Annotated in this window: 11 protein-coding genes and 1 pseudogene; 7 read left to right on the forward strand and 5 right to left on the reverse strand. The window is 68.1% G+C overall.

The genetic code is table 11. The features are described from left to right. Window positions 1–104: 104 nt before the first annotated feature. Window positions 105–416: a hypothetical protein gene (locus AB1634_05830; GenBank protein MEW6219043.1), complete on the reverse strand. Its 312-nt coding sequence runs from the start codon at window positions 414–416 to the stop codon at window positions 105–107. Window positions 417–442: 26 nt separating this feature from the next. Beyond that, window positions 443–1009, reverse strand: coding sequence for a PAS domain-containing protein (locus tag AB1634_05835; protein MEW6219044.1), 567 nt, complete (start codon window positions 1007–1009; stop codon window positions 443–445). A gap of 155 nt (window positions 1010–1164) precedes the next feature. Between AB1634_05835 and AB1634_05840 the strand changes: the two genes are divergently transcribed. From AB1634_05840 to AB1634_05855, 4 genes are all read left to right on the forward strand, one after another. Further along, window positions 1165–1722: a hypothetical protein gene (locus AB1634_05840; protein MEW6219045.1), complete on the forward strand. Its 558-nt coding sequence runs from the start codon at window positions 1165–1167 to the stop codon at window positions 1720–1722. A 253-nt stretch (window positions 1723–1975) separates the two neighbouring features. Next, window positions 1976–2500, forward strand: a complete 525-nt coding sequence (locus AB1634_05845; protein ID MEW6219046.1) for a TlpA disulfide reductase family protein — start codon at window positions 1976–1978, stop codon at window positions 2498–2500. Window positions 2501–2522: 22 nt separating this feature from the next. Continuing rightward, the gene (locus AB1634_05850) at window positions 2523–6899 is read left to right on the forward strand and encodes a translocation/assembly module TamB domain-containing protein (protein ID MEW6219047.1); all 4377 of its coding nucleotides are present in this window, start codon (window positions 2523–2525) and stop codon (window positions 6897–6899) included. A 124-nt stretch (window positions 6900–7023) separates the two neighbouring features. Continuing rightward, entirely contained in the window at window positions 7024–9066 is a 2043-nt protein-coding gene (locus AB1634_05855) for a BamA/TamA family outer membrane protein (GenBank protein MEW6219048.1), read from the forward strand. Window positions 9067–9093: 27 nt separating this feature from the next. On the opposite strand, the gene AB1634_05860 is transcribed toward AB1634_05855, so the two are convergent. The 3 genes from AB1634_05860 to AB1634_05870 form a co-directional block, all read right to left on the reverse strand. Further along, window positions 9094–10383 carry a sigma-70 family RNA polymerase sigma factor gene (locus AB1634_05860; GenBank protein ID MEW6219049.1) on the reverse strand — a complete coding sequence of 430 codons (1290 nt, stop codon included), beginning with the start codon at window positions 10381–10383 and terminating at the stop codon, window positions 9094–9096. A 209-nt stretch (window positions 10384–10592) separates the two neighbouring features. Then, complete coding sequence (locus tag AB1634_05865; GenBank protein MEW6219050.1) at window positions 10593–11147, reverse strand: PepSY-associated TM helix domain-containing protein; 555 nt, start codon at window positions 11145–11147, stop codon at window positions 10593–10595. Window positions 11148–11164: 17 nt separating this feature from the next. Further along, on the reverse strand, window positions 11165–11638 hold the full coding sequence (locus AB1634_05870; protein MEW6219051.1) for a DUF4920 domain-containing protein: 474 nt from the start codon (window positions 11636–11638) through the stop codon (window positions 11165–11167). Between the two features lie 214 nt (window positions 11639–11852). Here AB1634_05870 and AB1634_05875 point away from each other — a divergent pair, with 214 nt between their 5' ends. From AB1634_05875 to AB1634_05885, 3 genes and pseudogenes are all read left to right on the forward strand, one after another. Further along, window positions 11853–12266: a hypothetical protein gene (locus AB1634_05875; protein ID MEW6219052.1), complete on the forward strand. Its 414-nt coding sequence runs from the start codon at window positions 11853–11855 to the stop codon at window positions 12264–12266. 12 nt (window positions 12267–12278) lie between these two features. Then, a pseudogene (locus AB1634_05880) lies at window positions 12279–12695 on the forward strand (thioredoxin domain-containing protein). A gap of 64 nt (window positions 12696–12759) precedes the next feature. After that, the coding region (locus AB1634_05885) for a response regulator (GenBank protein ID MEW6219053.1) at window positions 12760–13263 on the forward strand (504 nt) is incomplete at its 3' end.

Consider the following 13263-nt stretch of genomic DNA (forward strand, 5'->3'; position numbering starts at 1 on the left):
CGGTCAGCCATTGGCAATCGGGCGAGAAACGGCGCAGGCGGCCGTCCTCCGGGGGCTTGGAGTGGCGGGTGCTCCGAAAACGGGCAGCGGGACAGGCTGAGCGCTCAGCCCTCCTTCTGGTAGACCCGCTCCTCCTTGTCCGGCTCCTCTTCCGGCAGGACCCAGACGATGTTGGCCTTGTTGACGATGAAGGTCTTGTTGATGACCGCCTCGCTGATGGCGGCGTCGAACACCACCACAAACGGGCTGGGGTTGTTGATGAACAGCTCGGAAAGCCGGGTTTCGTAGCCGATGTTGATCTTGCCGACGACAAAGCTGTTGTCGACCAGCTTGATCCGGACCAGGACCGGTTTGATCCTCCTGGAGACGCCGATCGTGGGCTGCGCCTCCTTGGCGCCGCCAATCGTCATGACCATGGTCAGGGCTCCTTGTCCCGGCAAGCTCATCCGGAGGTCGCCGGACTGCCCTTCTTTTGGCAATCCGGACACAGGCCAGCAGCGGAATGCTCCCCCAGCCGCTCCCGCAGATACCGCTCCACCTCGTGCCAATAGACGCGATCGTCCCGGATCTTCTGGCAGGACGGGCAGATGGGCAGGAGGTGCTGCAGGCGGCGGATCTCGTGGTCCCGGGTCTCAAGCTGGAGGCTCACCTCCATGGACGAGGTGATGTGACCGGCGAAGCGGCCGGCGCCGTTCGAAAACGGCACCCCCCGGTCCAGCACCCAACAGTAGACCCCGTCGTAGCGCCGCAGGCGGTACTCCATTTCGAAAGGCTCCTGGTGCGCACTGGCTGCCTGGCAGATGGCAAGGCAGGCCTCGGCATCCTCGGCATGGATGCCGGCCGTCCAGCCGTCCCCCAGCTCCTGCTCCAGGCTGCGGCCGGTGAAGGCCAGCCAGCGGTGGTTCACGAAGTCGCAGGCCGCCCGGGTGTTGCTGCGCCGAATCATGATCGGCGCTTGTTCCACAAGCTGGACATAATCCACCGTTCGTGTACGCTCTTGACTGGTCATGGCCACGTTTCCCGGCAGTCCCGGAGAGGCACGGCACGGCCACCCCTGGACCGGTCGGGCTCTCCACCTACAGCCCTAGATGTTTATCGTCTTCACAGAATTCTGTAAAGGAATATTGCCATCCCGCCTTTGTCGGCCCCATGCAGGAGAATCCCGTGACCAGGCTCTTCGACCGCCCAGGCCCGGCGAATACCCAGGATGCCCTTGCTGTTATCGAGGAAGGGATTGAGGTCTTCCAGGTCCGGCAGCTGGTGGTGGCCTCCACCCACGGTGATACCGGTCTGGCAGTCGCCCGTCTTTTGGCCGGCCGCGGCCTCACCGTGGTGGTGGTCACCCACAACTGCGGGTTCAAGGAGCCCGGACGTCTGGAGATGAGCGCCGCCACCCGCCAGGAGATCGAGGCCCTGGGGGCCAAGGTGCACACCGGCACCATGCCCTTCCGCACCATCGGCACAGCCATCCGTGGGCTGGTCGGCTACTCCCAGCAGGATCTGGTGGCCAACACCTTGCGCCTGCTCGGCCAGGGGATCAAGGTCTGTGTCGAGATCGCCCTCATGGCCAGCGACGCCGGCCTGATCACGCCGGAGGAGGTCTTGACCGTGGCGGGCACTGGCCGGGGTGCCGACACCGTGGCCCTGCTCCTGCCCCAGCCCTCCAACCGGCTGTTTGATCTCCAGGTGCGGGCTGTTCTGGCCAAGCCGCGGATCTGGTGAGGGACTTGCCGGCGATGATCCCCAGGCACATCGGCATCATCGGCACCGGCCGCCATGGCAGCCGCTATGCCCAGCACCTGCTGGCCGACGTGCCGGGCCTTTCGTTGGCCAGGGGGCCGTATCGCCTGCGCCTGTCTTCGCTCGGCTTGCCACGAGACCTGGGTCGATTTATAATCCGGCCGCAGCCAGCCGCTACTCCGAAGCCGTGGGGCGGCTGCCGCCGGCCTCTCTCACCTGGACAAACGAGATCCCCATGCCTCCTCTTCGCGCTCTCCCGCTCCTCATCCTGATGGGCCTTCTCCTGGTAGCCGCCCCTGCCTGCGAACGGAGCGCCCCGCCACCGAAGACCGCTGTTGGCATCGGCCAGCCGGCACCCGACTTCCTGCTCCGGGACCTGGAGGGCAACAGCTGGTCCTTGACCGATCTGCGGGGCAACCTGGTATTTCTCAATTTCTGGGCCACCTGGTGCCCCCCCTGCCGGGAAGAGATGCCCTCCATGGAAGCCCTGCGGCAAGAGCTGGCGGGCCGCTCCTTCCGCATGGTCACCGTGCTGGGCAACGACGAGCCGGCCAATGCCCAGCGTTTCCTGGCCCGCATCGGCGCTGCCATGCCGGTCCTGCTGGATCCGGACGGCAGCACCACCCTGGCCTACGGCATCACCGGGGTTCCGGAAACCTTCATCATCGACAGCCAGGGTATCCTGCGGGAGCGGTTCATCGGCGGCCGCGACTGGAACAGTTCCAGCGCCAAAGCGATGCTGGCCCGCTACCTGCCCTGACCCTCGCCCTTCGGCTCCGGCCTTGAAACGCCTGGCCCGCAGCCTCGTTCTGCTGCTCCTGGCCCTGATCGGCCTCGGGGGCATTCTCTTGCGGGTTCGCCAGGCGTGGCTCCCCCCCCTCGTTGTCGCCTTTCTCCAGACGGAAGCCGACCGGCAAGGCTTGTCGTTGACGATCGACCACCTGGAAAGCGTCCCCTGGTCCGGGGTGACAGCGCGAGCCCTGACCCTCACCAGCCGCCAACCCGACCTGCCGCCTCTGCACCTGACCCTGGACCGGATCGAAATCCGGTACAACTTGGCGACCCTCCTTGCAGGGGGGGATGCCTTTGTCCAGGCGGTGACGGTCCGGGCCACCGGCCTCCGGGGCGCCATCGACCTGGCTGCCACTCCGGCTGGGACCGACCACAGCGAGGCGCAGCCGCCAGCCTGGTCCCTGCCGGCCTTGCCCGATCTGCAACTGGAAGGGGTGGATCTTGCCCTCAGCACCACCCAGGGGGAGCTGGCCATCCACCAGGGACGACTGGACCTGGCGCCAGCGCCGCGAGAAGGGGGGATCGAGGCCCTCCTGAAGGCGGAAGAGCTGGAGCTGGACCTGGCCCCCCTGGCCCCGGCTCAGCTGCCTTTGCGGGCCCGGCTTGTCATCGGCCCCGGGTCGGTGCGCCTGCAGGAGCTGCAGCTGCGGGGCGAGGATGTGCCGGCCTCGGCGCGACTGTTCCAGCCAGCGACCGGGGCCGGCATCGGCCTGGAGATGGCGCTCCGGCTGGCCGGCGGCTCGCTTTCTGGCGAGGGGGTGTGGGCGCCGAGCCAGCTGACCGCCGCCTTCCGGGGCGAGAGCCTGGACCTGGAGAAGTGGCGCCAGCTGCTGCGGCAGCCGGAAATCGTACCGGCCGGCAGCCTCGATGCCGAGCTGGATCTGCGCCTGGATCCCCGGACCCCGGACCAGGCCGCAGGCCTTCTCCGACTGTCCTTCCAGGGCCAGCCGGCCGCCCCGCTGCAGGGCCTGGACCTGGCCGGTCAGCTGGAGGCCGGCACGCTGCGTCTGGACCGCCTGGGCATCTCGGTCCTGGGCAGCAGCCTGGCCAGCGATGGTCTGCTTCTGCCCTTGGCCCCCCTCCTGGCCGGCAACTGGTCCGGGATGCTGCAAGGCGCGTCTGGCCAGCTGCGAGGGGAGAGCAGCGATCTGCCGGCCATTCTCGCCCTTGTCGGCCAGCCGGTCCCGGAGCCGCGGGGGGGCTTTCCCGCCCACCGTTTGCTCCTGGCGGCCGATCTGGAGCAGGGACGGCTGGCGGTGACGGAGGGACGACTGGAGGCCGATGGCGTGGACCTGCGCCTGGGCACGTCTGGACTCTTGCTGCCCCTGGCGCCACCGCCCGCGGCCGACACCCCCCTGACCGCCAGCCTGAAGGCCCGGATCACCGACCTTGGCCGCCTGGCCACCCTCTTCGGCCTGCCGCCCCTGGCCGGGGAGTTGACCGCCGACCTGCGTCTGACCGGCCAGCTTGGCGCGCCGCAAGGAGAGCTCGACCTGGCCGGCCGCCAGCTGGCCGTAGCCGGCCGGCCCCTGGGCAGCCTGCGGCTGGCCGCCAGCTTGGCCCCTGCCGCCATCCAGGTACGGGAGATCGATCTTGACAACGGCCGTGACCGGGTCCAGGGACGATTGCGCCTCGACACCGCCAGACGGGCGCTGGAGGACGTGGACCTTACGGTCCGGATCCAGGATCTTGCCGCCTACACCTCGGACCTGCTGCCCCCGGCATGGGCAGTGGGCGGCAACCTCAAGGCTGAGATCGCCGGAGCGGGAGACGAGGGCAGCGCCCGGGGCGCCTTTTCTGCCCACATCGCCGGTCTCACCTGGCAAGGCCAGCAGCTGGGTGACTTGGCCGCCCGGGGGCGAGTGAGCCCCCATGCCCTGACCCTGGAGGCCCTGAACGTGACCCGGGCCGGGGATCGGCTGGACGCGCAGGGCAGCTGGAATTTTACCGACGAGCTTCTGGAAGGGGGAGAGGCCTGGCTGACCATCCGGGATCTGGCCGCCTGGCAAGGCCTGTGGCCTGGGAGCTGGCCAGCCCTGGCCGGGTCCTTGAGCGCCCGCGCCGCCGCCAGCGGCCCCTGGGCCAAGCCGCATTTGCAGGCACGCGCAACCTGGCAGCAGCCGCGGCTCGGCTCCTGGCTGGGTGAAGAGGCGCTCCTGGAGGCCGCTGGCCCTTGGACCGGCCTTGCCGTGACCGCCCAGCTCACGGCACCGCGGTTGGGGAGCCTCGCTATGGAAGGAACGTTGGCGGCTGGGGCAAGAGGCCAGGTCAAGCTCGACCGGCTGGCCTGGCGGGGAGCGGACTGGCATTTCCAGCTGGCGGCGCCCGCGGCCATCGGCTGGCAGGATGATCAGGTGACGGTGGCCGACCTGCAGCTGACCGGCAGCGCCGGCCGCCTGCGGCTGACCGGCTCGGTGCAGCCGGCCGGCAACAGCGACCTGACCCTGGAGCTGGCGGAGCTGGCCAGCCACGGCTGGCTGGCGGCCGTCATCGACCGGCCATTCACCTTCCAGGGCCTGTCCGCCAGCCTGCACCTGGCGGGCCCGGCGGTCCGGCCGTATCTGCACCTGGCGGGTGATGTCCAGGAGCTGGGCGCCCTGGAAGAGGGCCCGCCCTTTGCCGGTCGCTTCGATCTCGTTCTGGATTCGTCCGGCCTTACGGTCGCCGACTTCGACTGGCAGGCCACTGGCGGCAACCGGATCCGGCTGGCCGGCCGGCTGCCCCTCTCACCATGGGGCGCGCAGCCGGTAGCCCCAGGGGATTTGTCCGTGCGCGGCAGCATCGACCTGCCGGATCTCAACACCCTGCTCGCCATCGTCGCCCCGGAGGCGCAAACCGGCGGCAGCCTCCAGGGGAGCCTGGAGCTGTCGGGCTCGGCAGCGGCGCCCAGCGGCCACCTGGAGCTGACGGCCAGCGGCCTGTCGGCGCCGGCCGGCCTGCCCCTGCGGCCGCCCGGTCCTTTCGCCGGCCGGGCGGTGATCGTTGCCACAGCAGACGGCCTGGAGCTGACCGAGCTGCAGGTGACCTCCCCGGCCCTCACGGCGACTGGCAGCGGCCGCTGGCAGGGTCTGCCGGTGCTTCTTGAGCTGCTCCGCCTGCGTTGGCCCGGCGGCGGAGGCTCGGTAGCCGGCCGCCTGGGCTTGCAGGCTCCGGACTGCTCCTGGGCCGCGGCTCAGCTTGCCGGCATCCGCCGCCTGACCGGTGGGCTGAACGCCGAGATGACCCTGAGTGGGCCCGCCGGCCAGCCCAGCCTGACCGGACTTGTCCGGCTCTCCGGCGGCGAAGTCCGGCCGGATCTCGCCATCCCGGCCGTGCGCCAGCTGGAGGCGACGGCACGCCTGAACGGCCAGGAGGCCGTGATCGAGCTCATGACTGGCGAGCTGGGCGGCTCACCGTTTGCCGTCAGCGGCGCTGTCCGCTGGCCAGGCCCTGGGCCGGCCTCCTGGGATCTGCGGCTGACCGGCCGCCATCTCCTCTTCTACCGCGACGAAGGGCTGAAGGTGCGCGCGGATGCCGATCTGGCCCTGACCGGCACCCTGGCCAAGCCAGAGCTGTCCGGCCAGCTCATGCTCACCGACGGCCGCCTGGTGCGCAACCTGGACTTCCTGCGCCTGCTCCGCGCCGATGGCCGGCCGGCCGGCAACGGTCTGCTGCCCCTCTTCTCGCTCACCGAGCCGCCAGCCAGGGATCTGACCTTCGACCTGACCATCGGCAGCCACGCCCCCTTTCTGATCAGGAGCAACATGGCGGCGGGCTCCCTGCGGCCGAGCCTGCGGTTGCAGGGCACCGGCGAGCTGCCGATCCTGGCCGGCGAGGTGTACGTGGATGCGACCCAGGTGCCCCTGCCGGCTGGACGGCTGCTCATCGAGACCGGGGTGATCCGCTTCGCTGAAAGCCAGGCCGAGGATGCCTCGTTGAGCCTGTCCGGCAGGAGCCGCCTGCGTGGCTATGATGTTGCCGCGGCGATCCAGGGCACCCTGGCCGAGCCGGTGGTCACCCTGTCCTCCAACCCGCCGCTGCCGGACGACGAGCTTCTGCTCCTGTTTCTGACCGGTCAGCTGCCCCAGAAGGGCAGCCAGCCCGCCCCCCGGGGCAGCCGCAACACCGCGGTCATGGTGTACGTGGGCCGGAGCCTCCTTGGGCAGATCCTGGGGCAGGAGAGCGTGGAGGCGGACGAATCGGTTCTGGACCGGTTGGACGTGGAGGTCGGTCGAGAGATGACCCGGGAAGGCGAGGAGACCATCGACGCCCAGTTCCGCCTGGGCGAAAGCCTCGTGCGCGAGGGTGACACCCTGTACCTGACTGCGGACAAGGATGTCTACGACTTCTACAACGTAGGGCTCAAGCTTGTCTTCCGCTTCCGATAGACCCTGTTTCTGGCAGAAGACGCCAGGGGGCAGCCCCACGGCGCAGGCATTCCGCAGCCTGCTGCTGTGGCTGGTCGTCCTTGGTCTGGTGCTGCCCGGCCCGACTGGCGCCGCCCAGGAAACTGTGCTCCCCCTCCTGCCAGGGGTCAGGAGCTACCGCCTCGACTTCCAAGGCAACGAACGGCTGTCGACCTGGCAGCTTGGGGAGGCGATTCAGGAGGAGCGGGCTGACCTTGACCGGCAAGGGCCGAGCGCGGCCATTGCTGACGACGCCGCCTTCCAGATCGAGCTGGCCTACCGGCGCGCCGGCCATCCCTTCGCCGAGGTGCACTATGCGATCGAGGCCGGCCAGCCGGCCGTCATCACCTTCCGGATCAACGAGGGTCCTCTGGTTCGCATCCGGGATCTGCGCCTGGTGGGCAACCGCGACGTCACCGCTGAGGAGCTGGCCCCGTTCCTGAAAGCGCACGGCCTGACCATCGGCCCGGGCACGGCGATCTTCGAGCAGGCGGGGCTGGAGGCCGCAGCCAGTGAGATGCGGGACTTCTATCTCGGGGAAGGCTTTCGCCAGGCGCGTGTCCGCCCGCACGTGGAGATCGACCGTGGTGCCGGGGCCGCCGTGGTGGAGATGGCCATCGAGGAGGGGAGCCGCGCCATGATCCGGGAGGTACGCTTTGCCGGCGAGGTGCTGCCGGATGCTGCCGCGCCCCTGGCGCAGCTGGCCGCCGAGATCACGGATACCGCCTATGTGGTCCGCAAGCGGCTGCTCCTGCGCAGCCGAGTCCTCCAGGTTTATGGCGAGCGCGGCTATCCGGAGGCCAGCGTGGCGATCGAGGAGGTGGCGGGTGCGGAGCCAGGGGACCTCGGTCTGGTGGTGCAAATCACCCCCGGCCCCTGGGTCCGGATCAGCGAGGTGGTCATCACCGGCAACGACAAGACCCGGGATGACTTCATCCGGAGCCGCCTGCAGCTGCAGCCTGGCCAGGCCTTCGACCTGGCAGCCAGAAGGGGTAGCTTCCACGAGCTGTACAGCACAGGGCTGTTCTCGGAGGTGGCCTTGGATCTGGAGCCGGATGGGGCCAGGGAGGCCCGGCGGCTGACCGTGCGGGTAACCGAAGCGCCCAGCCGGGAGCTGTTCGTGGAGCCCGGTTGGGGGTCGTATGAGCTGGCCCGTCTCGGTCTCGGCTACACCGACCGCAACCTGCAAGGCAGCGGCCGGGTCTTCCAGGCCGAGGGCGGGGTCTCGGTGAAAGGGGAGCGGCTGCAGCTGGCGTTTACCGACCCCTGGCTGCTGGGCTCGGATCTGACCGCCAGCCTGCCAGTGTCGTACCGGCGGCGGGAGGAGCCCTCCTTTACCCGGCGGGAGGCCATCGTCACTGCTCAGCTTTCCCGGCAGCTCTCCGACGCCGCGACGGCCTCCCTGGCCTATGCCGGCAGCACGACCCGGATCACCGACCTGGCCGCCGGCGCAACCCTGGAGGCCAGCGACACCGACTACAACCTGGCCAGCCTCCGGGCGCAAGGCACCTTCGATACCCGGGATGATCTCTTCTTCCCCACCACCGGTTGGCGATTGGCCATGGGCCTGGAGACCGCCGATCCCCTGCTGGGCAGCCAGATCGGCTTCGTGCGCTGGACCGCCAGCGCCCGCCACTTCTTGCAACTGGGACCGCAATCAGTGCTGGGCCTGCGCTACGCCACCGGCCTCATCCTGCCCGGCCGCGGCCAGGTGACCATCCCGGTCAGCGAACGGTTTTTCAACGGTGGTGAGGGCTCGGTGCGCAGCTTCGAGGAGTCCCAGCTCGGCCCCCGGGATCCGGCTGCCGGTGAGCCTCTGGGCGGCAACGCCTACAACGTCCTCACCCTGGAGCTCCGGCGCCGCCTGGGGGAGAGCTGGGCGGGGAGCCTGTTCGTGGATGCCGGCAACATCTCCCCCAACCGCTCCCGGGCCGAGCGTGGTCTGCCCCCCTATAACGACTCATCCCAGGTGGTTGCGGCCACCTGGGATGAGTATCTCCGGGATTTCCGGGCCGGGATCGGGATGGGGCTCCAGTACCTCCTGCCCGTGGGGCCGGCCCGGGTCGACCTGGCGGTCAACCCATGGCCGGACGAGGACCGGGGCGAAGAGCCCTATGCCGTCCACCTCAGTGTCGGCATGGCGTTCTAGAGCGCGCCATCGCTGGGCTGGTCCGCGCTATTCCTCCAGGAAGGCCTCCAGATCACGCCGGCTGGCCACCCGGCGCAGCCGCTTCAAGGCCTTCTTCTCGATCTGGCGAATGCGCTCCCGGGAGAGGCTGAAGCGCCGGCCGATCTCTTCCAGGGTGTGATCCTGGTCCTCGTCGATGCCGAAGCGCAGGCGGATGACCTTCTCCTCCCGGGGGCTCAGGTTGGCGAGGATGTTGCGAATGTTCTCCGACAGCTGCCGATCCTTGGTCACATCGAAGCCGGTAGCGGCATTGGGCTCTTCCAGGAGATCCCCCAGGGTACTGTCGCCATCCCCCACCGGTGTCTCCACGGAGACCGGGGTGAGGTTGCTCTGGAGGATGGCCAACACCTTGGGCAGCCGCAGGCCGGTGCGCTCGCACAGCTCCTGGGGGGTGGGATCACGCCCCAGCTCCTTGACCTGGGCGGCGTACGACTTGAAGAACTGGGCCCGCATCTCCAGAAAATGCACCGGCAAACGGATGGTGCGGGTCTTGTCCAGAATGGCTCGGGTCACCGACTGACGGATCCACCAGGAGGCGTAAGTGCTGAACCGGTTGCCCTTGGCATAGTCGAAGCGGTAGACCGCCCGCATCAGGCCCAGATTGCCTTCCTGGATGAGGTCAGCCAGGGAGAGCCCTCGCCCGAGGTAGCGCTTGACGATTGAGACCACCAGCCGCAGGTTGGCCGTGGTCATCCGGTGTGTCGCCTCATCCACCGCCAGGGCGTACTCCTCCACCTGCAGGCCGAGGCTCCGGAGCTCCTGATCCTGGGGCTGCAGGCCGGCCGCGATCTTGACCCCCTGGCGCAGGGCGTTCAGGCGGCTCTTCCGGGGGCGAAAGACGCTGTCCAGGCGCTGCCAGCGCTCGATCTTGCGCTGCAGATCCCGGATGCCCGGAGAGGACGATCCGCTGCCCCGCACCGCCTCGACAATGGCGGCGTAGCCGTGCTGGATGGAGCGGCTGCAGGTCACCTCTTCCTCCGGCGTGAGGAGGGCGTAGCGTCCCATCTCCCGCAGATAGGAGACGGTGGCCTCCTCCAGGTCGCTCTCCTCATCCGGGGGGGGGGCCAGGGTGGCCTCGCCGGCGGCTGGGCCGCTTTCCTCCTCCTCGGCGTGTGCTTCCCCGCCCTCAACCCCAGGCTCAGCAGCCTCGCCACCGGGCTCGGCCAGCTCCACCTCGGCCATCCAATCCACCTTGGCCTCCTCCAGGGACTCCAGGATATCCCGCCGCTCCGACGGTGCCTCGTCCCCATCCACGAGGAGGTTATTCAACAGGGCCAAAACTTCACCCTCTTGCCAACCGTTGTCTGCACGAAGCTCACTCACTCTCGCTGTCATGGCGCACCATTTCGGGTGACTGGGGGAAGCGGTGCCGCGACACCGCAGGAAAAAAACAGGGGGCGAAGCGAGCCTTCACCCCAGCGTCAGACTATAGGACACGACAATGTGAAAAAAGTTCGCAGGAAACTCCACGCCGGCCCCAACGCCGGTTAGAGATAGTAGGAGATGAGAAAAAGGAGAGGAATGAGCAGACCAGCGCCGGTCAGCCAGCCGCCCCGTCCCGTGATCCCCTGCCGGCCACGCAGCATGAAGAGGCCGGTGCCCGCCAGGAGCATGAGGGCCACGGCATACAGATCAGCGACCAAGGTCCAGAGGCGTTTCGGATGGTTGAGGTGCAAAAAGTTCATCGGCCGCAGGAGCGGTCTCGGCTGCACCTTCTCCCAGGTCACCCGGGATGAAGCCAAGTCCACCACCAGCTTGTCCCTGCCCACCAGGATCTGCAGACTTTCAGGGCCTGCCTGAAACACCGCCGAGGCCGGGGTGGTGATGGCCAGCTGCCGCAGGACCTCTCGGGCTGTCGCCTCCGGCCCGCTGGCCATGGGCAGCGCTTCGAGGGTCCGCTCGACCCGCTCGATCCGGTAGCTGGGGTTCCAGGCGTCCATATGGTTCACCGCCACCCCCGAGATCCCGTAGATCAGGGTAAGCCCCACGCACAGATAGCCGGCATCACGATGGATGGCGGCATTCCACCTTCGCCACGACATGACCAGGGCTGTTGCAGCTAGCTTTCGATCCTGGCCCCCAGGCCACGAATCCGGTAGATCGTTTCGGGAGCGGTCACCGACCGCTCGTCAAAGGGACGCCCCTCTTCCTCGGCGAGATGCCGGTGCCAGCGCACCGTCTCCTCCAGGGTCAGGCTCAGCTCCTCCACCAGTCCCTGCACCAGGGCCTGACGGCCCCTGGCCTCCATGGGGAAGACGATCTCGCCATCGGTAACCTTGACCTGGATCTTCTGTCCAGGCGCGTCACCAGCCAGCTCCAGCCAGCAGCCGCGACGGCTGCAGACATCGATCACCACCCCGCGCACCAGCACCTCTTTGCCCACATAGGCCTTCGGGGCGGCCAGGATGGTGGAGATCCTGGTCTCCTCGACCAGGGTCAAAGGCCGGCCATAGAGCTCGGCAGCAGCAGCACCGGAAGCCAAGAGCAGCCAGCCGCAGAACAGGACCAGGAGACCATGGCGGCAAACAGACATGGGACACCTTTTTCAAGTCAAGGTGGACGTGAACGGCATAATCTAGTCGGGTTCACCTGAGGCGTCAACAGAAAAAAACCGACTGAATCAGAAGGCCGGTTGCCAGCCGCTGCACTCCCTGGTTCCGGCACGGGCCAAGCTGTGCTATAACTTCTGGAGCCCTGGCGGATCCCCTGCCGCCCTTTTGCTGCCCTGAGACGAAAAAGGAGATTGTATGCGACGCGCTACCTTGCCCCTCCTGGTCGCTGTGCTCTGCTTCCTTCTGACGCCGGTCAGGAGCAAGGCCGCCGCGGTGCTGACCCCGGCCCCTCCGCTGAAGACCGAGGCCAAAATCCGGGATGTGTCGGTGTCCGCGGATGGCCAGTGGACCTTTGTCCTGGCCGAGGGCGGCACGGTCCTCCTGTACGGGCCGCAAGGTGAGCTGGTCGACCGCCTGCAGGTGCCCGCGGACACGACCGGGATCGCGGTGTGGCCGGACGGATCCCGCCTTTTGGCCAGCAGTGCCGGCAAGCCGGACGTGGCGGTCTACGAGGTGGAGCTGGTGGTGGCGATCAATGTCGAAGGCTCACCATTCAAGGGGCCGGCGACCGCGCCGGTGACGGTGGCGGTGTTCAGCGATTTCCAGTGACCGTACTGTGCGCGGCTGGTGCCGCTCCTCGAGCAGGTGCTCGGGCAATTTCCCCAGGATGTCAAGGTCGTCTTCAAGAACTTTCCCCTCCGCAACCACCCCTTGGCCATGCCAGCGGCCACCGCGGCGCTGGCCGCCCACCAGCAGGGCCAGTTCTGGGCCATGCACGATCGTCTCTTCGCCAACTACCAGGGCCTGAGCGAGGCCATGATCGGGGAGACGGCCCGGCAGCTCGGCCTGGACATGGAGCGCTTCCAAAAGGACCGCCAGGACCCCAAAATCGCCGCGGCCATTCGCCAGGACATGGAAGACGCCCTGAAGGCCCGGGTTCGGGGCACACCCGCCGTGTACGTCAACGGCCGTTTCCTGAAGGACCGGAGTCCGGAGGGGCTGGCGGCGGCGGTGGAGGCGGCCCGGAGCAAGCGCTGACAGGATCCTGCCTTCTGCCTCCGCCGACTCCGACCTGACCCCTCTGCTGCCTGAGGTGTGAATCATGAAAAAAGAGGTCAGCCACCGCATTCTGGTGGTGGACGACGAGGACTACATGCGGGATATCCTCTCCCGCTGGCTCTCCGCCGAGGGCTATGCCTGCAGCACCGCCGGCGAGGCCGATCAGGCCCTGGCCCTGTGCGAGCAGGAGCCCTTTGCCCTTCTGGTCTCCGACATCAACATGCCGGGCCGGAGTGGCATCGAGCTTTTGACCGAGGCCAGAAGGCGTTTTCAGGACCTGGCGGTGATCATGGCCACAGCGGTGGACGACCGGCGCACCGCCATCCACACCCTGGAGCTGGGGGCTTATGGCTACGTCATCAAGCCGTTCGAGCGGAACGAGATCCTGATCAATGTCGCCAATGCCCTGCGCCTCCGGGAGCTGGAGATCGAAAACCGCCAGTACCGGGAGGGGTTGGAGCAGATGGTGCTCATGCGCACCCAGGAGCTGCGCAACGCCATCAACCAGCTCACCAGGACGAAACGGGACCTCCAGCTGTCCCGGGAA

The sequence above is a fragment of the Thermodesulfobacteriota bacterium genome, assembly GCA_040755095.1.
Classification (GTDB): Bacteria; Desulfobacterota; Desulfobulbia; order Desulfobulbales; family JBFMBH01; genus JBFMBH01.